Origin of the sequence: Devosia sp. Root635 (assembly GCF_001427605.1) — a bacterium.
GTDB lineage: Bacteria > Pseudomonadota > Alphaproteobacteria > Rhizobiales > Devosiaceae > Devosia.
Genome location: NZ_LMGZ01000012.1, coordinates 58610 through 82895 on the forward strand (window position 1 = coordinate 58610; position 24286 = coordinate 82895).

Annotated in this window: 22 protein-coding genes; 8 read left to right on the top strand and 14 right to left on the bottom strand. The window is 66.5% G+C overall.

What is annotated here, in order from left to right:
- Positions 1–49 precede the first annotated feature (49 nt).
- The 8 genes from addA to ASD80_RS06995 all read right to left on the bottom strand — a co-directional run bounded on the left by addA (position 50) and on the right by ASD80_RS06995 (position 12351).
- The gene (gene addA, locus ASD80_RS06960) at positions 50–3472 is read right to left on the bottom strand and encodes a double-strand break repair helicase AddA (RefSeq protein WP_056230722.1); all 3423 of its coding nucleotides are present in this window, start codon (positions 3470–3472) and stop codon (positions 50–52) included.
- Positions 3463–6495 (bottom strand): double-strand break repair protein AddB, encoded by a 3033-nt coding sequence (addB, locus tag ASD80_RS06965; protein WP_056230725.1) that lies wholly within the window; start codon positions 6493–6495, stop codon positions 3463–3465. The genes addA and addB overlap by 10 nt, the downstream gene beginning before the upstream one ends.
- The gene (locus ASD80_RS06970) at positions 6492–7184 is read right to left on the bottom strand and encodes a nucleotidyltransferase family protein (protein ID WP_056230726.1); all 693 of its coding nucleotides are present in this window, start codon (positions 7182–7184) and stop codon (positions 6492–6494) included. The genes addB and ASD80_RS06970 overlap by 4 nt, the downstream gene beginning before the upstream one ends.
- Positions 7185–7440: 256 nt before the next feature.
- Entirely contained in the window at positions 7441–8334 is an 894-nt protein-coding gene (locus ASD80_RS06975; protein WP_056230728.1) for a hypothetical protein, read from the bottom strand.
- Positions 8331–9239 (bottom strand): ABC transporter ATP-binding protein, encoded by a 909-nt coding sequence (locus tag ASD80_RS06980; RefSeq protein WP_056230730.1) that lies wholly within the window; start codon positions 9237–9239, stop codon positions 8331–8333. The genes ASD80_RS06975 and ASD80_RS06980 overlap by 4 nt, the downstream gene beginning before the upstream one ends.
- Complete coding sequence (locus ASD80_RS06985) at positions 9236–9607, bottom strand: GntR family transcriptional regulator (RefSeq protein ID WP_056230732.1); 372 nt, start codon at positions 9605–9607, stop codon at positions 9236–9238. The genes ASD80_RS06980 and ASD80_RS06985 overlap by 4 nt, the downstream gene beginning before the upstream one ends.
- Positions 9608–9865: 258 nt before the next feature.
- The gene (locus ASD80_RS06990; protein ID WP_162247330.1) at positions 9866–11641 is read right to left on the bottom strand and encodes a sensor histidine kinase; all 1776 of its coding nucleotides are present in this window, start codon (positions 11639–11641) and stop codon (positions 9866–9868) included.
- 35 nt (positions 11642–11676) lie between these two features.
- Entirely contained in the window at positions 11677–12351 is a 675-nt protein-coding gene (locus tag ASD80_RS06995) for a response regulator (protein ID WP_056230734.1), read from the bottom strand.
- Positions 12352–12497: 146 nt separating this feature from the next.
- Between ASD80_RS06995 and ASD80_RS07000 the strand changes: the two genes are divergently transcribed.
- Positions 12498–12983 (top strand): hypothetical protein, encoded by a 486-nt coding sequence (locus tag ASD80_RS07000; protein WP_056230736.1) that lies wholly within the window; start codon positions 12498–12500, stop codon positions 12981–12983.
- 7 nt (positions 12984–12990) lie between these two features.
- On the opposite strand, the gene ASD80_RS07005 is transcribed toward ASD80_RS07000, so the two are convergent.
- A complete protein-coding gene (locus ASD80_RS07005; RefSeq protein ID WP_056230737.1) occupies positions 12991–14658 on the bottom strand; it encodes a TadG family pilus assembly protein in 1668 nt (555 codons plus the stop codon).
- Positions 14655–15080: a TadE/TadG family type IV pilus assembly protein gene (locus ASD80_RS07010; RefSeq protein WP_056230739.1), complete on the bottom strand. Its 426-nt coding sequence runs from the start codon at positions 15078–15080 to the stop codon at positions 14655–14657. Before ASD80_RS07010 ends, ASD80_RS07005 begins: the two co-directional genes overlap by 4 nt.
- 374 nt (positions 15081–15454) lie before the next feature.
- On the opposite strand from ASD80_RS07010, the gene ASD80_RS07015 reads away from it, so the two are divergent.
- The 3 genes from ASD80_RS07015 to ASD80_RS07025 all read left to right on the top strand — a co-directional run bounded on the left by ASD80_RS07015 (position 15455) and on the right by ASD80_RS07025 (position 17837).
- Positions 15455–16213 carry a copper homeostasis protein CutC gene (locus tag ASD80_RS07015; protein WP_056230741.1) on the top strand — a complete coding sequence of 253 codons (759 nt, stop codon included), beginning with the start codon at positions 15455–15457 and terminating at the stop codon, positions 16211–16213.
- 120 nt (positions 16214–16333) lie between these two features.
- Complete coding sequence (locus ASD80_RS07020) at positions 16334–16990, top strand: aquaporin (protein ID WP_056230742.1); 657 nt, start codon at positions 16334–16336, stop codon at positions 16988–16990.
- Positions 16991–17057: 67 nt separating this feature from the next.
- Positions 17058–17837 (top strand): siderophore ferric iron reductase, encoded by a 780-nt coding sequence (locus tag ASD80_RS07025; protein ID WP_056230744.1) that lies wholly within the window; start codon positions 17058–17060, stop codon positions 17835–17837.
- Between the two features lie 58 nt (positions 17838–17895).
- Here ASD80_RS07025 and ASD80_RS07030 read toward each other — a convergent pair whose 3' ends face one another.
- Complete coding sequence (locus tag ASD80_RS07030; protein ID WP_056230746.1) at positions 17896–18462, bottom strand: SH3 domain-containing protein; 567 nt, start codon at positions 18460–18462, stop codon at positions 17896–17898.
- A 104-nt stretch (positions 18463–18566) separates the two neighbouring features.
- Here ASD80_RS07030 and ASD80_RS07035 point away from each other — a divergent pair, with 104 nt between their 5' ends.
- From ASD80_RS07035 to truB, 4 genes are all read left to right on the top strand, one after another.
- Positions 18567–19598 carry a 2-hydroxyacid dehydrogenase gene (locus ASD80_RS07035; protein ID WP_056230747.1) on the top strand — a complete coding sequence of 344 codons (1032 nt, stop codon included), beginning with the start codon at positions 18567–18569 and terminating at the stop codon, positions 19596–19598.
- Positions 19599–19771: 173 nt separating this feature from the next.
- Positions 19772–20434 carry a hypothetical protein gene (locus ASD80_RS07040; RefSeq protein ID WP_056230749.1) on the top strand — a complete coding sequence of 221 codons (663 nt, stop codon included), beginning with the start codon at positions 19772–19774 and terminating at the stop codon, positions 20432–20434.
- A gap of 31 nt (positions 20435–20465) precedes the next feature.
- Complete coding sequence (gene rbfA / locus ASD80_RS07045; RefSeq protein ID WP_056230751.1) at positions 20466–20870, top strand: 30S ribosome-binding factor RbfA; 405 nt, start codon at positions 20466–20468, stop codon at positions 20868–20870.
- On the top strand, positions 20867–21772 hold the full coding sequence (truB, locus tag ASD80_RS07050; protein ID WP_056230752.1) for a tRNA pseudouridine(55) synthase TruB: 906 nt from the start codon (positions 20867–20869) through the stop codon (positions 21770–21772). Before rbfA ends, truB begins: the two co-directional genes overlap by 4 nt.
- Before the next feature lie 265 nt (positions 21773–22037).
- Here the strand turns inward: truB and ASD80_RS07055 are convergent, their stop codons facing one another.
- From ASD80_RS07055 to ASD80_RS07065, 3 genes are all read right to left on the bottom strand, one after another.
- Positions 22038–22928 carry a hypothetical protein gene (locus tag ASD80_RS07055; protein WP_056230754.1) on the bottom strand — a complete coding sequence of 297 codons (891 nt, stop codon included), beginning with the start codon at positions 22926–22928 and terminating at the stop codon, positions 22038–22040.
- A gap of 40 nt (positions 22929–22968) precedes the next feature.
- On the bottom strand, positions 22969–23232 hold the full coding sequence (locus ASD80_RS07060; protein WP_156460366.1) for a hypothetical protein: 264 nt from the start codon (positions 23230–23232) through the stop codon (positions 22969–22971).
- Between the two features lie 70 nt (positions 23233–23302).
- Positions 23303–24277 (bottom strand): ABC transporter substrate-binding protein, encoded by a 975-nt coding sequence (locus ASD80_RS07065; protein WP_056230757.1) that lies wholly within the window; start codon positions 24275–24277, stop codon positions 23303–23305.
- Positions 24278–24286: the final 9 nt, after the last annotated feature.

Below are 24286 nucleotides of genomic sequence, written 5' to 3' on the forward strand. Positions count from 1 at the left end.
TCTCTGTGCGCCTAAAGCTGGGTAGAGTCCAGCCTGGGGGCAAGCACACTCACCGCATGGTGAAGCCCCGTGCCCCTGCCGCCAGTTGGTCCGATGGCAGAAACATCAATGATTCCAGTCGTGTCCACAGTATTGCCGCACGTACATCTCGTCCGGGGAAAAGCTGACCTGCAACCAACGCATATAATCCGAGCTGGGTAAGATAGTTCCCCGGCACATCGCCCGGCCCCCCAGGCACCGATGCGTCGGACTTGTAATCCACCACCGTTACCCCCGAGTCGTCAATGACAAGCCGGTCGATGCGCCCGGCGAGGCGGATATCCTCGCCGTCGCGCCTTGCCTCGACGAGAAACGGCACTTCGGCGCGGCTGCCGGGCCCGAAGAGGAAGCGGAGTTCGGGACGGGTCAGGATGGCGACGGCCTTGGCGCCGAGCGCGGCATGGCTGGCGGGCGCGTCGGGCAGCAAAGCCGACAATGCCCGCGGCACGATTTCAGCCCAGAGGTCGGGGTCGAGCCGCCCCAGATGCTGCAGCAGGGCATGCAACGCGATGCCCTCCTGGCGCGCCGCGTCGGCGTCACGAACCTGTTCGGCAAGGCTGTCGAGCGCCAGGATCGGCGCAACATGGGCACCGACGCGCGACGGGGATATCACCGGGGCGGTGACGGGCGCCGGCACCGGATCGAGGCGGACCGGCGCGCGGGCGGGCGGCGCGGCAGGGGCCATGCTGGTCACGGGCTGGGGCATTACCCGGTCGCGCGGATAGATCAGCGCAATTTCGCGGCCCTGGTCATCGACCTTGCTTTCCGCATGGGGGCGCAAAGCCGCTTCGATGGCCTGATACCAGGTGCCGTCGGTCTTGCCCTTGGGCGTCAGCGCGCCGGTGATATAGAGCTCGTCCTCGGCCCGCGTCATCGCGACATAGAGCTTGCGCCAATATTCCTTGGCCAGGCCGGCCTCGATGGCGTCGCGCGCCGCCTTGCTGCCGGTCACATGCTGCCGGCTGCCCGAGGCATGCATGAGCAGCGGGCCGGGCGCCTTGTCCAGCACATAGACGGGGCGGTTGACCTGATTGCCCTGCGGCTTGCTGGCGGCGTCGGCCAGGATGACCACCGGCGCCTCCAGCCCCTTGGCACCATGCACGGTCATGACCCGAACGCCGCCGCCGGCCTCGTCGAGATCCCGCTTGATCGAGATTTCGGCCTGCCGCAGCTCGGCAACAAAACCCTGCAGCGAGGGTTGGGCGCCCTGCTCGTGCTTGAGCGCCAGCTCGAGCAGTTCGGCAAACACCTCGTCCACCTCGTCGCCCAGCCGGCCGTGGAAGCGGCGCAGGCCATCGCCGGCATAGAGGACTGCGGTGAGAAACTCGAAGGGCCGCTCGAAATCGAGTTCGCCCCGCCAGGCGGCCAGCTGCTCATAGGCGCGACGGCAACCGGGCTGATTGCAGGTTTTCATAGCCCGCCACAGCGAGGTATCCGGCTCGCGCTGCTGGGCCAGGGCGTAGAGCGCGTCCTCGTCGACATCGAATAGCGGCGACCGCAGCAAAGCGGCCAATTGCAGGTCGTCGCCCGGATTGAGCAGCACATCGCACAGCGCCAGCAGGTCGAGCACGGCGATATGGGTGCTGACTTCGAGCCGGTCGGCGCCGGGCGTAGGCAGGTTGCGCTTGCGCAGCGCGCGGATGATTTCCTGGAACAGGGCGCCGCGCGACTGCACCAGGATCAGGATATCCTGCGGCTTGACCGCAACGCCCCGATTGGTCAGCGGCCGCTTGCCTGCAATCCATCCGGCGATCTCGCCGGCAATACGCTCGGCCACCTGGCGGGGCGCGGTGCGCTCGCCGCCCTGCGGTTCGACCGGCCAGTCGGCGGCATCGCTGGCGCCGGCAAGCTGCTGGATTGGCGGCCAGAGCGTGACCAGCCCGCCCGTGGACTGGCGCGCCGTATCGTGATGCACCTTTTCGTCCGAGAGCAGGGCCGCCTGGATATCGGGCTGGTCGCTGACCAGGTCGACGGCCTTGAGAATTTCGGGCAGCGTGCGGAAGCTGGTATGCAGCGGCAGCTTTTCGAACGGCAGGGCATGCTGCCGGGCCCGGACGCTGAAATCGCTGCCGGTCTCGGCAAACAGGGTCGGCTCGGCCCCCTGGAACGAATAGATCGACTGCTTCTGGTCGCCCACCGCAAACAGCGAGCGGCGGCGATCGGCGCCCGACGCGCCGGCGAAGAATTCCTCGGCGATCGAGCGCACCACGCGCCATTGCTCGGGATTGGTGTCCTGGCTCTCATCGACAAGAACATGGTCGATGGCGGTATCGAGCTTGTACTGAACCCAGGGGCCGAGGGCGCTGTCGCCGAACAGATTGCCCAGCCGCTCCACCAGATCGTCAAAATCGAGCAGCGAACGGGCGCGCTTGCGGGCTTCGTAGCGCAGGGCGATGGCGGCCACGACATCGAGCAGGGCCTCGCTGCGCTCGATCAGCTGGGCGCTGCGCAACTCGGCGAGCAGGCCGACGAGGCGTTCCGCTTCATCAGCCACGGCCTGTGCCAGCGCCGCATCGGCCGTCCACACGGCCTTGGCCGGAAAATTCTTCGGCAATTCGTCGTCACTGGTCAGGAAAATCCCTTTCCAGTCGGCCGGGCGGGGATGATCGGGATCGACGCCCTGCATCTTCTTGAGCAGCGCATCGTTGGCAATCGCCAGCAGCCGGCGGCAGTCATTGCCATCGAGCAGGCGACCATCGACGATTTCGGCTTCGATAGCACCCGTCGCGCGCGGGAAGGACACGTCGGCGATGTCACGCAACCTGGCCTTGGCCGCGGGCAGATCGGCGAGAACCGCACGCAGCTTGCGGCCATCCATCAGTGCCAGCTCGATGGCCTGGGCAATCTGGAAATCGCTCAGCAGCGCGAAGAGCGTTTCGACGGCGTCGGCCGGCCCAATGCCGCGCAGGCCATCGGCCAGCACAGCCTCGCGGACCGCCAGCACCATCTGCTTGCGCTCGACGTCCTCGATCACCGAAAAATCGAAAGGCACGCCGGCCTCGAGCGGAAAGCGATGCAGCACGCTTTCGCAAAAGGCGTGGATGGTGAGGATTTTCAGCCCGCCGGGCGTTTCGAGCGCCCTTGCGAACAGGGTGCGGGCCCGTTCGACCATGCCGGGCACAAAATCCTTGCCTTCGATCTCGCGCAGTTCCTTGACCAGCGCGGCCTCGTCCATAGTGGCCCACTCGGCGAGCCTGTCGGCCACCCGGCTGCGCATTTCGGCGGCCGCCGCCTTGGTATAGGTGAGGCACAATATGGCCTGCGGCCGCACCCCGCTCAGCAGCAGGCGCAGCACGCGGCGGGTGAGAACATAGGTCTTGCCCGAGCCGGCATTGGCCTCGACCCAGATGGACCAATGCGGATGAGAGGCCAGCGCCTGGTTCCGGCGCGTTTCGGGCGGGACGGCCATGGTGCCGCGATTTGTCACCACCATTGGATGATATCCTCGTCATCCTCGTCGACCGCCGTCCACTCCGCCATGCGCATCAGGTGATCATAGGCGCCGGGAAAGCGCTGCTGCTTGACCGGCAGCAGCCGGGGCGGCATCGGCGTCTGCCGGAACAGGAACAATTCGACATGGCGCTGCATGCGCCGCACGATTTCGTCGGCCGCGCCCATGATGGTGTAGCCGTCTTCGAGGCCGAACCCCCTGTCGATGAAGGCATCGGGGCCTAGGCCGATCTTGATGTAATGCAAAGCCGCGGTATCGCTCGGGGGCACCGGGGCCAAGCCGCCATGCTTGGCCATGGCCACTTCGAGCAGCATTTGTGGCGCCTCGAAAGCCCGCATGGTGCCGGGGGTCGGAACCGAGCCGGTCTTGAAGTCGATGATTTCCAGATCGCCGTTGTTTAGTTCGTCGACCCGGTCGGCCCGGCCGGTCAGCGCGAAGCCGATGGGCAGGTCCCAGCGGCCATCTATTTCGGCATGACGTTGCTTCACCCGCTCGTCGCGCGCGCGCTCGAACGCCAGGAACTGCTGCGCCGCTGCGGTGAAGCGCCGGACCCAGATGTCGCGGCGCTCGGCAATGGCCTCGAAGCCGGCGAACTTCTCCAGCGCGATCGCCTTGATTATGTCGAGGGCGCCGGGATCGGTGACGGCGTGACCCGCCAGGATGAAATCGGAGAAGATGTCGTGGACGGCATTGCCCCGGTCGCGCGCATCGGCGGACGCGCCCAGGGCATCGATCGGCCGAAGGCGCAATACGTGCTTGGCATAGATATCGTAGGGCGAGCGCATCAGCGTCTCGATCTCGGTCACCGAAAGTTTGCGCGGCCGCACATCGGCTGGCGGATTGGGTGCCGGTCGCGGGGCGCTGGCCATGCCGGCAACAGCGTCGAGACGACCGGCCAGATCCAGCCATGGCGCGCCGCGTTGCCGCCAGTCACCCGCCAGTCCGGCGCCGGCAAAGGCTTCCAGCCGCTGCAGCAGCCGCGAGGGCAGCGACGGGCTGGTGCCGACACGATGGGCATAGGCGAGGATGACGCGCTCATTGCCCATGCCCTGGACGAAATCGTGCGCGGCCTGTCCCTGCCGCCGCTCGGGCGGTTCGAGCCCGGCCGCCAGCCGCATGCCACGGCTGAGCCAGGGCCCCGGATCGGCGGTTTCGGGCCATTTGTCCTCGTTGAGGGCGGCCATGATCAAGAGATCCGGGTTTTGCAGGCGTGCTTCGAGCTGCCCCCAGATCGCAATATCCTGCCGCCGGGTCTCGCGGGTTCGCACCTGGAAGCCCACCATCAGCGCCTGCAATACGCGATCGAGTCCGCGCGGCGCGAAGGGGTGGCCGGCATCGGTCTGCGCCGCCATCTGTGCCGCCCACGCGGCCAGTTCTTCCCGGCCCGGACTGTCGGCGCCATCGGCGGTCAATTCGAAACTGCGGAACAGCGCCTCGGCAAAGGCGCCGGCAGTGATGCTGGGCTGGGCCATGAGCGCCAGCAGGGGCGCCAGCGCCGCCTCGATCCGGTCGAGCAGCGCCTCGATGGGCTGGCGATGATGTTCGTGGAGCCGCTTGGCTGGATACTTGGTGACCTTGGCAATATTGGCATCGAGCAAGGCCCGCAATCCTGCCAGGCCCGGCGGCGACCGCTGACCGCGCAGCAGGCCCAATTCGATATTGTCGGCCAGCCGGGAGACCTCGTGGCGCGGCAGGCCGAACAGGGCAGCCCGGTTGCGCAGCAGGGCGATAAGGTCCACCGGGGAGCAGCCGCTATCGGCAAGGCACACGATCTGGCGCAGCAGCCTTCCCGCCGCAGACTGGAACAGCGGGGTGCCGGCGGCATCGTCGACCGCGATATCGAAGCGCCGGAGTTCGGCGGCGATGCGGCGCGCCAGGTTGCGGTCGGGCGTGACGATGCCTACACTCTGCCGGTTTTCCAGCGCCTCCCGCGCGGCGAGCGCCACGGCGCGGGCCTCCTCATCCTCGTTGCGGGCGGCGATGATCGAGACCCCGACCGTGGCCATGCCATCCTCGATGGGCATGGCATGCGCCTTTTGCGCGGGCCAGCGCGTCGTGTCCTTGGCCAGGGCCATGGCGCGGTTGACCATGGTGGTGCGCGGACTGGGCATGTCGGCCAGTTCCACCACGGCGGTCGCCGGACTGCCTAGCTCGGCCAGCAATCGTGCCAACTGATATTGCGGATGGCCTTGCGGATTATGCTCGCCGTCCAGCAGGTCGGCCTGGTCGGCGGCGCTCATGGTCGTATCGAGTCCCGGCAGCACGACGGCGCCGCGCGGCAAGGCATTGATGGCCTTGAGCAAGCGGGCGGTGGCGGGAATGGAGCCGGTCGAACCGGCGGCGATGACGGGCCGGTCGCCCCAGAGCAGGGGCGCGGCCTGCGCCTGCCGGTCGAGCCGCTGGCCGCGCAGGCGGGCGCCGTCCTCATGCGCCTTGTCACGCAGACGCTCGGGCCAATAGGTCAGCGCGATATCGAGGAAAGCCAGCGTCTGCTGCCAATAGGCGCCGAGATCGCCCGCCAGCTTGGGCACGATGGCGCGGATATCGGCGGCTTTGCGTTCCTCGGTCAGCAGGTCATCGATCAGCAGCCCGAGCGATTCGGACATGGAGAGAATTTCGGCGGCAGTGGGCGGGCTGGAAAAGGCCCGGCGGCCCTGTGGCGTATCGGCCCAGGCCGCCACCAGCCGCGACAGCACCAGCCGGCGTTCAAGCGGGCTCGCCGCCGGCAGAGGCGGAGTAACGTCGAAGGGCGGCAGGAACGGCTCTTCGTCCTCCACTTCGCCGCCGAAGGTGCGGATATCGGGCAGCAGGCCGCGATTGTCCTTGTGGCCGGCAAAGGCGTCGGCCAGAGCCAGCCGGGCGCGCCGGGTGGGCACGACGATGGTGACGTCGCTGAGCCAGAGCGGCTGGCTGCGATCCCAGCCGGCCAGCACTGTGCCATCCATCACCTTGTCGGCGAGGGTGGCAAGGAACCTGGCATGGGGGGCGATGGAATAAAGCGTCATGGCGCCAGCAGCCGTTCGGTTTCGGCCAGGGCCGCCGCATCGCCGACATGGAACCAGGGCGCATCGAGCACCACGCCGAAGAGCGTCTCGCGCTCCAGCGCCGCCTCGAACAGATCGGTGAGCGGGAAGGCGCCATCGGGCGTGCCCTCGAACAGGCTTTTGCCGAGCAGGGCCACCCCGGCATAGATCACTGGCGCGCCATAGTCGCGGGTGACTTCGCCCTGCGGCGACAGGCAGAAATCATGGCTGCGGGCAAAGCCGGTGGCGTTGCGCGGATGCACGCAAAGCAGCACGATATCGTGGGGACCGCCATAGCGGGCGAGCATCCGCGCCAGCGGCGCATCGCTGCCCGGCGGCCAGAAGGCGTCGGTATTCATCACCAGGATGGGGTCGGAATGCAGCATGGGCAAAGCCCGCTTCACCCCGCCGCCCGTGCCCAGCAAGTCATCCTCGCGGCTGACCTTCAGCAACCCGCCGAAATGGGCGAGAATCTGGTCGGCGCGGTAATGGGCATTGGCGACGAAGCGTTTCGCCCCCTCTGCCCGCGCATTGGCCATGATGCGCTCGATGAGGGGAATGCCCGCTACCGGCACCAGCGGCTTGGGCAGGTTCTCGGTGATCGGCCGCAGCCGTGTACCGAGGCCCGCGGCCAGCAGCATCACGTCGGGGAATCGGGCGGCTTCGGTCATGAGCGGATATGACCGGGGGAAGGCCGGGATGTCCAGTCCACTGACCCCACCCTCCCCCTTGAGGGGAGGGTAGCGAAGCTGGGCCGATAGGCCCTAGCGGAGCTAGGGAGGGGGTGTCGGCGCTGGCCGCAAGCATTGCGTTCGCGGATAGCTCGACACCCCCTCCCTGCTCGATTCAACGGACTTAGCTGAAGCTAAGTCCTATCTCGCTTCCCTCCCCTCAAGGGGGAGGGTGGGTCTGGTTGTTGCGGAGCCCTCAATTATCATTGCTCCGCCGCCGATATTCACTCCCCAGATACATCAGCACCAGCGAGAAAACCACGCCGATACCGACCTGGGTCCAGTCGACCCGGTTCAGCAGGTCGGTGGCATAGAGCAGGCCGTTGAACGGCGCGGTGCCGGCGAACCAGGCGTCGATATAGCCATCCTCGATCAGCGGGAAACTGGAGCGGTAGCTGAGATAGTCCCAGGTGCGGGTAGTGAAGGGGTGCAGCCCGCCAAGCGTCACCCATTCTAGCGTGGCGACGATGGCCGGCAGCACCAGCGATACCGGGATAGCCCAGCGGCCGATGGCCGTGGCCAGGCCCCCCACCAGCGCCAAATAGGGCAGATACCAGATGAGCCCGACCGCGAAGCTGACCAGGATGGCCAGCGCCACCTGAACATAGACCATGGCGATGCCGCCCAGGGCAGCAACCGTGCCGGTGCCGTTGATCAGCATGGTGACATAGGCCACGCCATAGAGCAGCAACCCACTGAGCAAAGCCACGGCATAGACCGTGCCCGGCAGGATGGTGAGGGCCGCCACCAGCTTGGAGAGCAGCATCCTGAAATCGCCGACCGGCATGGACTTCCAGAACAGCATGGCATTGTTGCGCTTGTCGGCGGCAAAGCCGTCGGCCGCGTAGAAGAACAAGGTCGCCATCAGGTAGAAGGACCAGCCGACGCCGAAGCCGAGAAAGCCCATTTCATAGATGCGCAGGGGCGCGACCGTGAGCATGGCGCCGGAGAAACGCGCATCGACCCGCCCGACCGTGAAGGCCAGGATGGTGGCGCCGAACAGCACCGCCACCAGCAGCAGCGGGCCGATGAGGAACGCCCCGCGATGCTCGATCAGCTCGCGGTGGACCAGAGCGGTGAAAGCCTTCATCGGGCACTCTCCGGGTTGGCGGTCGGCCGCTGCATCAGGGCGACGAACAGGTCGGAAAGGGTCGGGGTCGAGAGCTTGCCCAGGGGTTCGAGCAGGTCGCGATCGACGCCGTCGAAGATCATCACCGTCTGGCCGAAGCGGGTTTCCTCATAGACCGGATGATGGGCGCGAGCGGCGGCCTGGCCGTCGGCATCGTTGACCACCAGCTGGGTGAACTTGTCGTTCACGGTTTCCATCTGCATGTGCAGGATCAGTTCGCCATCGCGGATGAACATGATGTCGGAGAGCATGAACTCGATCTCGTCCACCTGGTGGGTGGTGATGAGCAGGGTGCGCTCCTCGGTCATGTAGTCTTCCAGCAGCCGCCGGTAGAAGCGCTTGCGATAGGTGATGTCGAGGCCGAGCGTCGGTTCGTCCAGCACCAGGAGCTTCGCGTCGATGGCCATCACCACCGCCAGGTGCAACTGGGCGATCATGCCCTTACTGAGGTGCTTGATTTTCATCTCGGGCTTGATGTCGGTGCCTTCGAGGAAGCTGCGCGCCTTGTCCTGCGAAAAATTGGGATGGATGTTGGTGAGCAAGGCGAACAGCTCGCGCACCCGCAGGAACCGCGGCAGGCTGGCCACGTCGGAGATGAAGGCGACATTCTCCATCAGCTTGGCGCGCCGGGCGAAGGGGTCTTCCCCCAGCACCCGGATAGTGCCTTCGCAATTGGTCAGGCCCAGCATGGCGTTGAGCGTCGTGGTCTTGCCCGCGCCGTTATGGCCGATCAGGCCATAGATGCGGCCGGGGGGAATGTCGAAATCGAGCCCATGCAGGATTTCCTTGCGGCCGAAGCTCTTGCGCAGGCCGCGGGCGGAAACGATAGGCTCGATATCGAGGGAAGCGGTGGAAAGGTCAGTCATTTTTCCGCACCTTTGGTGGCAGTGGAACCGGACAGCAGGGTCTGGAGATCGAGATCGAGCGCCTTGATCTGGGCGGCGATGCGCGGCCAGTCCTCTTTCAGAAACTTGTCGCGTTCATGAGCGAGCAACTCGGCCCGCGCTCCGGTTTTTACGAACATCCCCAGTCCTCTGCGTTTTTCGACCACGCCGACATCGACCAAAGCCTCGAAAGCCCTGGTGACCGTGAGCGGATTGACCGAAAGATCGGCGGCGATCTGGCGGACCGAGGGCAGTGCCTCGCCCTCCCCGACCGATCCGCGCAGGATCATCTCGGCAAGCCGCTGCCGGATCTGCACGAAGATCGGCTGGCTGGTGTGAAAGTCATCCATGTGTGGTGCCTATGTAGTGTGATAGTCTTGTAGCACACTAAAACGATGAGTCAAGAGGTGTCAGGATCGCGGCTCTGCCAAAAGCACCGGCCGGACTCCCTCCCCCTTGTGGGGAGGGAGTGAGGGTGGGGGTGTCGAGCTGTCCGCAAATTCGATGGGCGACAGACCGCCGACACCCCCACCTCAGCTCTGCTACGGCCCCGCGGGCCGAGCGGCGCTACCCTCCCCACAAGGGGGAGGGAGCGAAAGAGCCGGCGGTCAAGCGTCGAGCAGCCTTTGCGGCAGGGTCAGCCGCAGCAATGCCCCGCCTTCCAGGCGTTCGAAGCTGGCAGCGCCGCCAATGGCGCTGGCGCGGCGGTGCATGTTGCTGAGGCCGTGGCCGGGCCGGGCGGGCTCGCCGGCGACGCCGTCATTGACCACGGCGATCACCGCCGCGCCGTCGCTGCCCGCGCGCCCCTCGATGCGGATATGGCGGGCCGGGCCATGCTTGAGCGCATTGGTCACCGCCTCCTGCATGATGCGCAAAACCGACAGCGCATTGCCCGGCGTCACGCCGCCGATTTCGGGCAGTTTCTCCATCGACCAGTCGAGGCCCACGCCGAGCCGGCGCAGTTGCGGCTCCAGCCGCTCGCGAAAGCCGGCCAGAGCCAGCGGCAAATCCTCCTCGCCGATATCGAGCGAATTGATCACCAGCCGCAGGTCATCGAGCGCCGCGCGGGCCGAGCGCTCGATGGTGGGTGCATCGGCGCCGCGCTCGCTGAGAGCGATGATGGAGACCAGATGCCCGCTCAATCCGTCATGCAGATCCCGCGTCAGCCGCTGCCGCTCCTCCTCGCGTACCGCCTCGGCGGCGCGGCGGCGTTCGCGCTCATGCAGGGCCGACAATTGCCGCTCCTGTTCCGACAGCTTGTGGCGCAGCACATCGTTGGCCAGGTCGAGGCTGTTGAGGCTGTTGGCCAGCCGCCGCATCAGCACCACGACGATGGTCAGCAGGGTCAGCGGGCGCACGTAGTTGGTCAGCAGGAACGGCGCTTCGCGCAGGCCGGTCACCACCAGCAGGTCGCCCAGGCCGATCCAGGCGACGAGAAAGAAGGGCACGGCGAGCAGGCCCTGGTCCCAGCGCCGGGTGCGGACGAAATTGGCCGCCAGCAGCACGCTCGCCACCACATGGCCGCCAATGGCGATCATGGCGCTGATGCCGGTGACCAGCAGCGGGTTCGGCGCCAGCAGCAGCCCCAGGCCGAGCAGCAGCAGCGGCAGCACGCAGATGGCCGGCATCAGCCAGCGCGGCACCGGCCGTTCGGCTACCGCAAAAGCCACGCCGAGCGCCATGAGGCCGAAGGCGCACATCAGCACATGCTGGGCCGGGGCCAGCGCGTCGAGCCCGTCCAGCACATGGCCGAGATCGAGCAGGGTGGCCAGCAGGGTCGTGCTGCCGATCAGCGCCAGCCAGCGGAATAGCGGATCGTGCCGGCGCGCGCTCCACAGCGTCAACAGGCCCAGCAGCACCACCAGATGCAGCACGAAGGCGGCGATGCGCCCCTGCCCGGCCATGGCCAGCGTCAGCCAGGGCGAACGGCCCAGCCCGGCGCCGGATTCGAGATAGACCGGGCTCAGGTAGAACGGGATGGAGGCGTCGTTGCGCAGCAGGGTCAGCACCATGCGGTTCTGCCCGGCATGCAGGAAATCGGGCGGCACGCGCAGGAGAGCCGTCGCACCCTGGGACGGTTGCTGCCAGGGCGAATCGGGCGGCATCTGCACCGCCCGGCCGTTCACCGTGACCGAGAGCTGATGCCGCACCGCCGGGACATACAGCGTCTGCGGCCGATCGGGGGCCGATGGCAACTCGAAAGCCAGCGCATAGCGGGCGACCGAGCGCCCCGGCGCCACTGTCCGCACGGTATCGGGCAGGGTCACCGCCTGTACCGGACCGTCATCGAGCACCAATGCCGCCTGATCGATCCTCAGCCCGCCCGCCGGCAAAGGCAGGTGCAGCCAGGCCGGCATGGTGGCCAGCAGCAGCGTCAGCAGCAACAGGAACGCCGCCGGCCATGCCAGTCCGGCCGGCCTCACAGGCGGATCAGCCCCAGCCGCGCCGCCTCGAACACCGCCTCGCTGCGGTTGGAGGCTTGCAGCTTGCGGTAGATATTGCGGATATGCACCGGCACGGTCTGGCGCGACATGCCCAGCCGCTCGGCCAGCTCGCCATAGGTGAAGCCCTTGGCGACGCCCCACAGAATGTCCATTTCGCGCGGTGTCAGGCTCGGCCTGTCCTCGACCGGCGCGGCCATTTCGCCGCGCTCGGACAGTCGCCGCACCAGCACGCGGGCGATGCGCGAGGAAATGGGCGAGCGCCCGGCCATCAGGTCGGTGATGGCGTCGATGAGATCAAGCGAATCGGCATCCTTGAGCAAATAGCCCGCCGCCCCCGCCTCGATGGCGTCGAGCACCGAGCGTTCGTCGGTGAGCACCGATATCACCATGGATTCGGCCTGCGGGCGCAGCTTACCCACCAGCCGTATCGCCTCGATGCCATTGCCGTCGGGCAGCTTGAGGTCGGTGACCAGCAGGTCGAAGCTCTGCGCCTCTATCGCCGCCACCGCCTCGGCCAGCGTGGCGCAATCGGCGACCAGCGTGGCGCCCGGCCAGCCGGTGATGATCGCGGCCAGCCGGCGGCGGATCGGCTCGTCATCCTCGACCAGAACGATCCGCAACGGTTCAGTCGCGCGCCGTGCGTCCGTCATGCCTCCCGCGTCCCCCAGAGCGTCGTTCAGCCGAACTATAGTCAGCCGGACCGACTGCCGCATACCCCTTTCATGGTATGCCGCCGCTGACCACGCGCGCCTATGGTCCGGCCCCAGGGCCTGATTGGCCAAGGGGGGATGGGACCATGATCGGATTTATGCGGCGCATGCGGCTGCGGCTGCTGGGGGCCTTCAGCGCCTGGCTACCGGCCAGCGACACCACCATCGTCACCCTGCGGCCGATGCCGGGGGAACTGCATCGGGACGGGCGGCCCACCGAGGCATTCTGGCAGCAGCTGGTCGCGCTTTGCGGCGAAGCCTGGCTGGTCGGCGCTGGCCATTCGTCGCTGCTGCCCACCAGCCCGACTATGGATTTCATCTCGGCAACGGGGCGCAAGCCGCTGCGGCCCTTCGGCAAACTTGTCGTCGTCACCGAACTCGCCATGTTCGATCCCGAGGGGCCGCGCCTGCTGCATCTGGTCTGCACCACCGATGGCGTGGCCGTGGCCACGGCGACAAGCCAGGTGACGCTGGCCATGCCCATGCTGGCGCAACCGGCGACCCGGACGCTGGTCCGGGCGGGCGACCGCGTCGGCAGCCAGCTCAAATCGGTATCGGTCCTGACCCGCTAGGAGACTGTTAGCCGACCAGCACCGGATGGGTGCAACGAACGCCATACACGGTGACATCGGCTTCGCCCAGCGACAGGCCCACTGCTTCGAGCAGCCGGGCCAGGGCGAGGTCGAGCGTCGGGGTCAGCGGCATGAGGATGGTCTTGAGCAGGCTGGTGAGGCTGGTCAGATTCAGCCCCAGGCCGAGTATGGGTACGTTCAGCACCAGGTTGCCCAGCAGCGAGCCGGTCAGCGAACTCACCATGGTCGTGGTCGTGGCGGTCTTGACGGCGCCGGCGGCGATATCGCTCGCGGAAAAGCCAAGCGGGATCGGCGTGGTCTGGGCGACTTCGACCAATGAGGAGGCCAGCACCCGCAAGACGGTGATGCCGAGCAGCCTGACTTCGACCAGCGGCGCCGGGCCGATAACGGGCGTGGTGTTGAAATTGCCGAAGCTGGCGGCATCGACCTCGCCGATCATCAATCGCAATATGCCGGGCCGGGTGAGAATGGTGGCGCTGCCCGACGGGGCCGCAGCGGTGGGGCAGGCCGCGGCGCCGACAACGGCCTCGGCCTCGGCCAGTTCGAGATAGATGGGCAACCGGATCGGGGCGCCGGCCAGCGCGCCGCTGCCGGCCATTTCGGCGACAAGGCGCAGGCGAAGCTGGCTGGTGCGAACCACGGTGCCCATGCCGCCAATGGCGAACCAGGCGCCGCCCTGTGGCGGCTCGCCCACTGCAAGGCTGGCGGTGATCCCGATCAGGCCGGGGATGCCGGCGGTCAGCGCCAGCGATATCTGGCGGTTGCCGTCGCCGAGCGCGGCGCTGGCCGTCAGCAGGTCCAGCGCCGAAATGGCGGTAAAGACTCCTTGCCCCGTGCCCGCCCCTATGGCCAGCGCCCCGAGGGCGCCGAGATCGAACAGTTTGCCCAGCGGCACGGCACCATTATGGCCGGCCGAGCCGGCCAGCTTGAGCATGGCGGTGCGCTCGACGCCGGTCAGCAGGTCGGCCAGGGCACCCGCCAGCGCGCCGTGATCGGCCTCGAGCGCCAGCAGCTCGTCATAGGTGCCGACGGTGACGCCGAGCCGGGTAGCCAGCGCATCGAGGAAAGCGAAGGCATCGACCTGGGCGCCCAGCAGGTTCTGATAGTCGAGGACCGTCAGGGCGACGCTGGTGCCGAGCAGGCCGTTGAGCACCGCATTGGCAATGCCGCCATCGAGGCTGGCAAGGCGCGAGCCGAGCGAGAACGAAACCTGCGGCGTGACCGAGGCGATGGCCGTGGCGCCCAGGGTGGGCGGCTCGGTCCAGCCGCGGGCGAAATGCAGCGCCCCCGGCCGCCCGAAGCGCACCGCCACGGCATTGAGCGGCGCCAGTCCCGGCGTGAAGCGATCGGCAGGGGCAATGGCGGGATCGGGATTGTAGTGGCCGGCGACCACGACCAGGCCGGCGCTGGAATCCACCGGCAGCAATCCGGCCTCGACCAGCACGTCGCGCGCCAATGTCGTCGCGGCGGCGGGGTCGCTGGCCGCCGACAGGGCCGCCAGGTCCACCCCGTTCTGGATCATGCGGCGCTCGTGATAGAGCGAGGCGGCATCCACCGCAACGGCCGAGACCACGGCGGAAACGGCAAAGCCCATGGCGAAGAGCACCGCCATATTGGCGCGCGTATCGGCCCGGAAACGCTGCCACAGGCTCATATGCCGCCCCGGCGGATGGTGGAGCTATAGGCGATCTGCTGGCTGGGCAGCGGCAGCGGCAAGGCAAGGTTCCAGATCGGCAGGTTGCCGGCGTCATAGGAGAGGACCACCCGGTAATGGTCGGGATCGCCGGGCTTGTCGCCGATGCTGACGCTGAGCCTGTTGGCGTCGATCAGCGCATAGCTGTCGGCATTCTGCGCGAGAAAATCGGCCACCAGCACATTGCGTTCGGTTTCGTCGAGCCCGGCAATGGCCGTGCGGGCTGCGTCGGCCGCCAGTTGCTGCAGCGAATGGGCGGCGCTGAAATAGATGCCATAGGCCAGCATGCCGGTCAGCAGCAGCAGGAAGACCGGCGTCAATATGGCGAATTCGACGGCCGATGTGCCGCGTCGGTCGCGGATACAGGCAGCAATGATGCGCATGGCAAATCCTCCGGACCCAGCATGCGCGGGACTGGCTCACGGGACGTGAGCGGATCGGTGCGGGTTAGTGCGGAGAGCGGATGAGGAGATGACGGAGGAGACCGGGCTCGCTCCCACCCTCCCCCTTGAGGGGAGGGTAGCGACGCTAGGCCCGCAGGGCCGTAGCAGAGCTGGGGTGGGGGTGTCGTATACGCTGAGTTCGCGGAGCCCTTAACACCCCCACCCTGCTCGATCACGGACTTAGCTGACGCCAAGCCCTATCTCGCTTCCCTCCCCTCAAGGGGGAGGGTGGGTCCGGTGGTTGTGCCGCTATCATGCCCCTTGCCGCCATTGCCCTGTCACACTACCAATACCGTACCAATTGGAGACCACTCATGAGCAAGCACCCGTTCAAGATCGAGATTTGTGTCGAGGGCATCGATGGCCTGGTGGCGGCGCAGACGGCGGGGGCCGACCGGGTGGAACTCTGCGCCAGCCTGCTCGAAGGCGGATTGACGCCGAGCCTGGGCGTGGTGCGCGAGGCTTTGCGCGTCGCCACCATTCCCTTCCACGTCATCATCCGCCCGCGCGGCGGCGACTTCCTCTATTCCGAGCTCGAATTCGCCACCATGATCGATGATGTCAAGGCGATGAAGGCGCTCGGCGTGGCCGGCGTGGTCATCGGCTGCCTGACGCCGGATGGCCGGATCGACGAGGCCCGCACCGCGGCGCTGGTCGAGGCCGCGCGGCCGCTCAAGGTCACCTGCCACCGCGCCTTCGACATGACGGCGGACTATCGCGAAGCCATCGAGGCGCTGGTGCGCTGCGGCGTCGACCGGGTGCTGACCAGCGGCCAGCGCGATACCGCCGTGGAAGGCATCGATATCCTCAAGGATACCCGGACCATCGCTGACGGCCGCATCGTCATCATGGCCTGCGGCGCACTCGACGCCGGCAATATCGCCGGGATACGCCAGGCGACCGGCGTCGATGAAATGCACTTCGCGGCGCTCCACACCATCAAGAGCGGCATGGTGTTCCGCAATCCGCATGTCGGCATGGGCGGCACCGCCATCGAGCGGGAATACGAGATCACCCTGACCGATGTGGATGCCGTGCGCGCCACGATTGCCGCGGCGCGCGCCGCCGGCTGAAAATCCTGTGCTGACAGGACGCTCGCCGCTTGTCTGCGGCGGGATGTCGCAGGAAGGCTAAGCAAGTCGGGCCGTGATTCGGCGCCGGCATGGGAAGTCTTTCTGGAGAGACCAAGCGTCATGAACAAACTGATTGCGGAATTCATCGGTACGGCCGTGCTGGTGCTGATCGGCTGCGGGGCAGCCGTTCTGGGTGGCGACGCCATCGGGCAGGTCGGCATCGCCTTTGCCTTTGGCCTGGCCATCGTGGCCATGGCCTATGCCATCGGCCCGATTTCGGGCTGCCACATCAACCCGGCGGTGAGCCTGGCGCTCTATATCGATGGGCGGCTCGAACTGATGAGCATGATCCAGCATTGGGTGGCCCAGTTCGCCGGGGCGCTGGCCGGTGCACTGATCCTGTGGGCCATTGTCGGCAGCAATGCCAGCCTGGGGCAGAATGGCTGGGGTCCGGGCTATCTCGGGGAATATTCCATGCTGTCGGCGCTGATCTTCGAAGTGGTGTTCACCGCCATTTTCGTCGTGGTCATCCTGGGTTCGACCGGCGAACGCGCCGCGCCGCATTTCGCCGGCCTCGCCATTGGCCTGACGCTGGTGGCCATTCATCTCGTCGGCATCCAGGTCACCGGCGTTTCGGTCAATCCGGCGCGCAGCTTCGGCCCGGCCATCCTGGTGGGCGGGGATGCCCTGGCCCAGCTCTGGCTGTTCATCGTCGCACCCCTGGCCGGCGGCGCCCTGGGCGGCCTGCTCTATCGCTTCAAGATCCTCAAGGTCTGATGCAACCCCGCCGCCGGAGCCATCCGGCGGCCTTTCCTCGCGCGCGGCGCGGGGGTAGAACCCCGCCATGGCCCGCTCCTTCCTTTTCGCGCAAGATTCCGCCGATGCCGCCACGACGCGGCTGATCGCGACAGCGGCGCAGGTCACCGGCTTCATGAAGGGCGAGCCCGGCGCGGCACGGCCGGGCTGGTATCGGCCCGGCGCCGACAACCAGGTCATGCTGGCCGAGTTGCATGCCGCGCTCGCCACCACCTATCCCTCGGCCGGCCCGGCCTTCTATGCCGTGCGGCTCTGGACCAACCTCATCTGGCAGCCCGCCTATCTTGCCGTCATCGCCGCCCATATCCATGGCGCCATGCCCGATCTCACCGGCCTCAGCCAGCAAAGGCGCGGCATCTATGTCGATGGCTATAGACTGGTTCCCGGCGCGCAGCAGACCGGCTCGGCCGAGATGCTGATCGAAAAGGCGGCGGCCCAGCTCAAGCCCATGGCAGCGACCATGCTCGGCGAGGTCAATCTGCTGGTCCGGCTCAAGCCCCTGCCGGCGCGTCGCCTGTTCGCCGACCGCATGCTGAGCCTGATGGTCTGGCTGGGCCAGCGCCGCCGCGACCTGCCGCCGGAGGCGATCGCGACCTATTCGGCGCAATGGCTGGACGCCCTGGGGCTGACCGGGCAGGGCGACCTGGAGCCGGTCGAGGCCGAGGGCCACCGGCTGCTCATCGTCAGGCGCAAGGGGTGCTGCCTCGATTATCGCATCGATCCTGATCGCTACTGCGCCACCTGCCCCAAGCAGGACAACGGGATTCGCCTGGCGCGCCAGACCGCCAATGCACTGGCCGAGCTTTAGTCACACATCGGGCGTGTCGATGCTAACAGTGTGTTAGCATTTTCGGGTGGGTTGCCAACTAGTCGAACACTTCGTCGGGGTAGACGCCCCAGAGCTCTTCCTGGCGCAGATAGCCGGAATAGACGCTGCCGGGCTGGCCGGTGGCGCTGACCTGGCACCAGGTGCCATCGCATTCCGATATGGTCACCTTGAGCCCGGCCCCGAGCCGGGCGCGGGTGCCGGATTCGTCCGACTGGCTGGCGCGCAGGGCGATTTCGCCATTGGCAATCAGCGGGGTCACATAGCCGGCGCGCGTGCCTGCCAGCAGGTTCTGATGGATCCAGCCTTCGTCGCCATCGACATCGCGAACCTTGCGCCAGGTATCGAATTCCTGGACGATTTCCACCGGAATGCCCGACTGGAGGTAGGTCCAGGCGATATCGTATTTCTGACCGGGACCGACCCGTACATTGATCGGTTCGGAGCGGGTGCTGGCAAAGCGCGGCAAGGGCAGGCCGCTGGGATTGCCGGCTTGCGCCAAAGCCGGCGGCACCAGCAGCGCCAGTGCCAGCGCCGCCCAGAGCAGGCGGCGGCAAAGAGCCTCGAAGATGCGGCCAAAGGCGCCGCTGCTGGTCTTGTCAAACATGACTTTGCAGAACAAATGGAATTGCCCTATCACTAGCCAATGATCCTTAATGGGCGCTAAAGGGTGGGGTTTCCACATGTCGCCCACCCCCGATCCGGGACTATATGACCAGCCATAAACCGCACATTCTCGTGACCCGGCGCCTGCCCGAGACCATCGAGGCGCGCATGGCGACGCTGTTCGAGACCCATGTCAACGAGGGCGACGTCAACCTGACCGGCGACGACATCATTGCCGGGCTCGAGGGGCAGGATGTGCTGGTCTCCTCGATTACCGACCGGATCGATGCCGCGCTTATCGCCCGCCTGCCCAAGAGCGTGCGGCTCATCGCCCAGTTCGGCAATGGCGTGGACAATATCGATATCGAGGCGGCCTGGGCGGCGGGGCTGACGGTCACCAATACGCCCTCCGTCCTCACCGAGGATACGGCCGACATGGCCATGGTGCTGATGCTGGCTTTGCCACGGCGGCTGGTGGAAGGCACGCAGATGCTGGTGCGCGACGGGGTCTGGGCCGGCTGGTCGCCCACTTCGATGCTGGGCCATCGGCTGCGCGGCAAGGCGCTGGGCATTGTCGGCATGGGCCGCATCGGAACCGCGGTGGCGCAGCGGGCCAAGGCCTTCGGGCTCAACATCCATTACTTCTCGCGCAACCGGCGGCCGCCGGGGGTCGAGACCCCGCTCGAAGCCACCTATTGGCACGATCTCGACGCCATGGTGGAGGCGGTGGACATCGTCTCGCTCCACACCCCGCATACGCGCGAAACCTTCCATATCCTCTCGGCCGAGCGCATTGCCCGCATGAAGCCGGGGAGCTTCGTGGTCAATGTCAGCCGGCCCGAACTGGTGGACGAGGTGGCGCTGGTGGATGCCATCGAAAGCGGGCATCTGAGCGGCGCGGCGCTCGACGTCTTCGAAAACAAGCGCGGCATCGATCCGCGCCTGCTGGCGCTGGCCGAGGCCAACAAGGTGGTTCTCACGGCCCATATGGCCTCGGCGACGCTGGAAGCCCGCATCGAGATGGGCGAGACGGTCATCGTCAATATCCGTGCCTTCATGGACGGCCATCAGCCGCCGCATCGCGTGCTGCCCGAAGGCGTGCATGGCGGTCGAAGCAAGCTGCGCGACCAGGGCTGACTACGCGATCGCGGGGCGGGAGTGTTGCAGCAAATACCCATATGCTTGCTGTAGTAGACCCGGTGCAGGCCGCCCCCTTGCCTGATCGTGGCGCGCCGCATAGTTCTGCGGCGTCAGGCATCCATCGGGGGAAGGTGCCGCGACCCATGTCCAGGTTTCGGGTGGAGCCCGCCATGCCATTGCCCCGCAACATCCTCAGCCTTGCCGGCCTGCCGATGCTGTTCGCGCTGCTGACCCTGCCGGTCGCGGCGCAAATCCGTAGCGAACCGCCACTCGCGGCGGCGGATGGCGGGCTGGTACTGACCACAATGGGCCAGCGCCTCCACCTGCCGGCGCCGGACTGGGTCGCCGCCAACATCGAGGGCGAGGCCGTGCTGTCATCCTTCGAAGCGGTCTTCCGCTCCGGCGATGTCGAGGCCGATCTCGAGCTTTACGGCAATGGTGCGGTCTATGCGCTGGCCACCACGCGCTATGGCGCCCATGTGGTGCGCGATGCCGAAGCCGTGCCCGCCAGCTATCGCGACGCGGTTGTCGATGGCTTCGGGCGCGCCTGCGTGCCCGGCCTCGTCGCCTTCATCCAGTTGGGCGACGATCCTGATGACGTGCTGGCGCCGCTATTGCTGGTCTGCGGCGCGCAGACGGCAGATACCCGGCATGGCGAGATCATGGCGATCAGCCTGAGCAAATCGGAAGCGGGCCTTGCCATTGTCCACCAGCAATGGCGCGGCGCCGCCTTCGATCCAGCCAGGGCCGAGGACTGGCCGGCCGCACCCGAGGCGATCGAAGCGCGGGCCCGTGCGCTGCAGGCCGGAACCACGCTGACCCTGGCCGATTGACGGCGGCGCGGCGAGGGCATATCTCCCCGCAATGAGCAAAGACAACAAACCAACCGGCCCCAGCCAGCGCATGCTGCGCGTCGGCGAACTGGTGCGCCACGCGCTGGCCGCCATGTTCGCGCGGGGCGAAATCGAGGACGATGCGCTGCGCGGTTCGGTCATCACCGTGCCCGAAGTGCGCATGACGCCCGACCTCAAGATCGCCAATGCCTATGTCATGCCGCTGGGCGGCCAGCATGCCGAGGAAATCGTCGCGGCCCTCAACCGGCACCGCAAATTCGTGCGCGGCCGCGTGGCGCCGCAGATCAACATGAAATATGCGCCCGAAATCCGCTTCTATGTCGACGACACCTTCGAGGAAGCCGGGCGCATCGATGCGCTGCTGCGCTCGGACAAGGTGCAGCGCGACCTCGACGATGACGGCGAGGCCGAGTGAACGACAAACCCAAACGCATCAAGCGCGCCATTTCCGGTTGGGTGGTGCTCGATAAGCCTTATGACATGACGTCCACCCAAGCCGTGGGCAAGGTCCGCTGGCTGTTCAGCGCCGCCAAGGCGGGCCATGCTGGCACGCTCGACCCGCTGGCGACGGGCATCTTGCCGATCGCTTTGGGCGAGGCGACCAAGGCGGTGCCCCAGGTGCAGGACGGCACCAAGATCTACCGCTTCGCCATCAAATGGGGCAGCGCCACCACCACCGACGATGCCGAAGGCGAGGTGGTTTCCACCTCGGATATACGGCCGGAGCGGGCGGCGCTGGAAGCGGTGCTGCCGGCTTTCACCGGCACCATAATGCAACGCCCGCCGATCTATTCGGCGCTCAAGGTGGATGGCGAGCGCGCCTATGACCTGGCGCGGGCGGGCGAGGCGGTGGACTTGCCGCCGCGCGCGATCGACGTCGATGCAATCGAGCTGATCGAACATGGCGGCGAGCAATCCGTGCTCGAAGTCACCTGCGGCAAGGGCACCTATGTCCGCTCTCTGGCCCGCGATATTGCCGAGGCTCTGGGGACGCGCGGCCATGTGAGCGTGCTGCATCGCGCCGCCGTGGGACCATTCCACGACCAGGATGCGCTGACCATCGACCGGCTCGAGGCGCTTTCGCTGGAAGAGCGCGACGCGTTGCTGAAGCCCGTGGCGGCCGGCTTTGCCGGCCTGCCGGAAATCCGTCTCGATGCGCAGCAGGCAAATGCGGTGCGGCATGGCAATGCAGTGCTGCTGACCGGGGCAGGATCGCCGGTATCGCTGGACGAATGCTGGGTGAGCTTCCGGGGCGAAGTGCTGGCGACGGGCTGGGTGGAATTCGGCCAGTTCAAATGCCGGCGCGTGTTCAACTGACCTTATTCCTCTCCCCGTCGGGGAGAGGGTGGATCGGCCGGAGGTCGAGACGGGTGAGGGGTATTTCTCTCACCCACCGAGTCCCCCTCATCCGGCGCTGCGCGCCACCTTCTCCCCGACGGGGAGAAGAATAAGAAAAGGCGGGACTTTCGCCCCGCCTCCATCTTCCTACCTGAGGAAGAAAATGATGATGATGATCAGCCAGATCGGCACGCCGAGCAGCCAGAGACCGAGAGCACGAAACATGGTGTTTTCCTTTCCCTGACTAGAAGCGACGGAATACGTCAGCAAAGACGGTGTTGCTGTCGCGGTGATTGCCGCCCTTCTGGGCCGCCCAGTAAGCGCCGATGGCCGAGATCAGTAGCGATGCCGCCAGCAGGAACGCGCCAATGATCGCGGTATTGCGGGCGATGCGCGCCGCTTCGATGGCGTCCTGGCGGGCGGCTTCGACATTGGCGATCACCTGGTCGACGCGGGCCTGGGCCTCTTCCGGCGCCAGGCCGGTATTGGCGGCGACTACATTGGCGAGATAGGTGCGATCCTCCTCGGCCACCGTGCCGTCGCCCAGCGCCGCCTGGGCGAAGATGCGACCGGCTTCGTCCCGCGCCACGGCAGCATCCACCGGCTGGGTGCTGCGGAACAGCGTATCGACGAAATAGGCATTGGGGTCCAAGGCGTCTTCGGCCGTGGTCGCGGCTGCGGTGGTGACGGTCGCGGCAGCCGAGCCAACGGCATTGGCTGCAGCGCCGATACCACCGACGGCGATCACAGCGCCCAGAATGGCCGCACCGGCCCAGACCAGCAGGCCATGGGCGCCGTCACGCAGGTCGCTTTCATCTTCATTGGCGTCGAAATGGCGGCGGCGCAGGCGGCCGGTGAGATAACCGCCCGCCATGAAGCTCGAGATTTGCACCCAGAGAAACCAGGAGGCGGCAGCAATGCCGACGAAGATCGGCGCGGCTGTGGCGGACTGGTTGTAGCCGAAATCGAGGAAGTTGAGGCCGACGGCCGAACCGAAGCTGATCAGCACCAGGCTGATGGCCGAGGCCAGCACGATGCCGGCGATGATGGCGGGCCAATCGACATAGGAGGACTGGTCGCGATTGGTAGCTGCTGTTTCGACGACGGCGACGCCCGCAGGCGCATCGATACTCATGGCGGCTTCTCCTGTCTTGCGTGTTGCTCTGGCCATGGGATCAGGCGAGGCCGATGAAGGACAGGATGGCCATGACGATGACGACGAGGCCGACGAGATAAATGATGGAGTTCATGGGAGTTAGCCCTTGTGGTTGACGCAGGTGGCAGATCAACCAAAGGGGGGCGGAATCGTTCCCGCCGGCTGCACAGATTTGGGCAGGGCATTGCCCCATCGTCATCACCCGGCTTGGCGCATGTGGCGTCCATGGATTGCTCGGACCAGCCGGGCAATGACGATGGAGGACGTGCTTTGCCAGGGGCATGAAATTCCTATCCCCAAGCAAAAAGGCGGGGATCGCTCCCCGCCTTCATGTACAGGCAATGCTGCGTGGCCTAGAGGCCGTCGGTGACCACGGTCGTATAGGCACCTTCCGGCTCGGCCTTGATGATCGACTGGTCGAGCAGGGCCTTCACCGTCCGCTCATAGGTGGCCATGTCGAGCTTGGGGTCGGTGGGATCGACCAGCTTGGCGACTTCGCCGGTCATGTAGAGCTGGTGGTCGAGGGTCGCGGCGCCGGTATCGTCCATGTCGACGACGATCTGGGCGGCTTCTTCCGGGTTTTCGGCGGCATAGGCCCAGCCCTTCATCGAGGCGCGGACGAAGCGGGTATAGGCATCGACCTTGGCCGGGTCGCTGAGGCTGTCTTCGAGGACATAGAGGCCGTCTTCGAGCAGGTCATTGCCCATTTCGGTATAGTTGAAGATGGTCAGGTTGTCCGGCCCGTAGCCGGCATCGAGCGCCTGGCCGTATTCGTTATAGGTCATGACCGAGATGCAGTCGGCCTGGCCCTGGATCATCGGCTGGATGTCGAAGCTCTGCTGCAGCACGGTGACACCGCCTTCCGAGCCGTCGGTGGCAATGCCTTCCTTGTTCATCCAGGCGAAGAACGGATATTCATTGCCGAAGAACCAGACGCCCAGCGTGTGGCCAGGGAAATCGGCGACCGTCTTGATCTCGGTTTCGGTCGGACAGATCATCATCAGGCCGCTTCGCTTGAACGGCTGGGCGATATTGACCAGCGGCACGCCGCTTTCGCGGGCAGCCATGCCGGCCGCCATCCAGGTCACGATGATGTCGGCGCCACCGCCGGCAATCACCTGTTCGGGGGCAATATTGGGGCCGCCGGCCAGGATGGTGACGTCGAGGTTTTCCTCGTCGTAGAAGCCCTTGGATTCGGCAACGAGATAGCCGGCAAACTGCGCCTGGGTCACCCATTTGAGCTGCAGCGTCAGCGCGTCCTGTGCAAAGGCGGGTGCGGTCGAAAGCGCCAGGGCGCCGACGAGCAGACCTGCGATAGTATTCTTCATTTTCGTTCC

Bases quoted from the DNA above. Each gene is read 5' to 3' on its own strand.
- ASD80_RS07020 (WP_056230742.1), top strand. From the start codon at position 16,334: ATGAACAAACTGATTGCGGAATTCATCGGTACGGCCGTGCTGGTGCTG.
- ASD80_RS07055 (WP_056230754.1), bottom strand. From the start codon at position 22,928: ATGAGTATCGATGCGCCTGCGGGCGTCGCCGTCGTCGAAACAGCAGCT.
- rbfA (WP_056230751.1), top strand. From the start codon at position 20,466: ATGAGCAAAGACAACAAACCAACCGGCCCCAGCCAGCGCATGCTGCGC.
- ASD80_RS07060 (WP_156460366.1), bottom strand. From the start codon at position 23,232: ATGCCCCTGGCAAAGCACGTCCTCCATCGTCATTGCCCGGCTGGTCCG.
- ASD80_RS07035 (WP_056230747.1), top strand. From the start codon at position 18,567: ATGACCAGCCATAAACCGCACATTCTCGTGACCCGGCGCCTGCCCGAG.
- ASD80_RS07000 (WP_056230736.1), top strand. From the start codon at position 12,498: ATGATCGGATTTATGCGGCGCATGCGGCTGCGGCTGCTGGGGGCCTTC.
- ASD80_RS07010 (WP_056230739.1), bottom strand. From the start codon at position 15,080: ATGCGCATCATTGCTGCCTGTATCCGCGACCGACGCGGCACATCGGCC.
- ASD80_RS06985 (WP_056230732.1), bottom strand. From the start codon at position 9,607: ATGGATGACTTTCACACCAGCCAGCCGATCTTCGTGCAGATCCGGCAG.
- ASD80_RS07005 (WP_056230737.1), bottom strand. From the start codon at position 14,658: ATGAGCCTGTGGCAGCGTTTCCGGGCCGATACGCGCGCCAATATGGCG.
- ASD80_RS07040 (WP_056230749.1), top strand. From the start codon at position 19,772: ATGCCATTGCCCCGCAACATCCTCAGCCTTGCCGGCCTGCCGATGCTG.
- ASD80_RS07030 (WP_056230746.1), bottom strand. From the start codon at position 18,462: ATGTTTGACAAGACCAGCAGCGGCGCCTTTGGCCGCATCTTCGAGGCT.
- addA (WP_056230722.1), bottom strand. From the start codon at position 3,472: ATGGTGGTGACAAATCGCGGCACCATGGCCGTCCCGCCCGAAACGCGC.
- addB (WP_056230725.1), bottom strand. From the start codon at position 6,495: ATGACGCTTTATTCCATCGCCCCCCATGCCAGGTTCCTTGCCACCCTC.
- ASD80_RS06975 (WP_056230728.1), bottom strand. From the start codon at position 8,334: ATGAAGGCTTTCACCGCTCTGGTCCACCGCGAGCTGATCGAGCATCGC.
- ASD80_RS06970 (WP_056230726.1), bottom strand. From the start codon at position 7,184: ATGACCGAAGCCGCCCGATTCCCCGACGTGATGCTGCTGGCCGCGGGC.
- ASD80_RS06980 (WP_056230730.1), bottom strand. From the start codon at position 9,239: ATGACTGACCTTTCCACCGCTTCCCTCGATATCGAGCCTATCGTTTCC.
- ASD80_RS07065 (WP_056230757.1), bottom strand. From the start codon at position 24,277: ATGAAGAATACTATCGCAGGTCTGCTCGTCGGCGCCCTGGCGCTTTCG.
- ASD80_RS07015 (WP_056230741.1), top strand. From the start codon at position 15,455: ATGAGCAAGCACCCGTTCAAGATCGAGATTTGTGTCGAGGGCATCGAT.
- ASD80_RS06995 (WP_056230734.1), bottom strand. From the start codon at position 12,351: ATGACGGACGCACGGCGCGCGACTGAACCGTTGCGGATCGTTCTGGTC.
- ASD80_RS07025 (WP_056230744.1), top strand. From the start codon at position 17,058: ATGGCCCGCTCCTTCCTTTTCGCGCAAGATTCCGCCGATGCCGCCACG.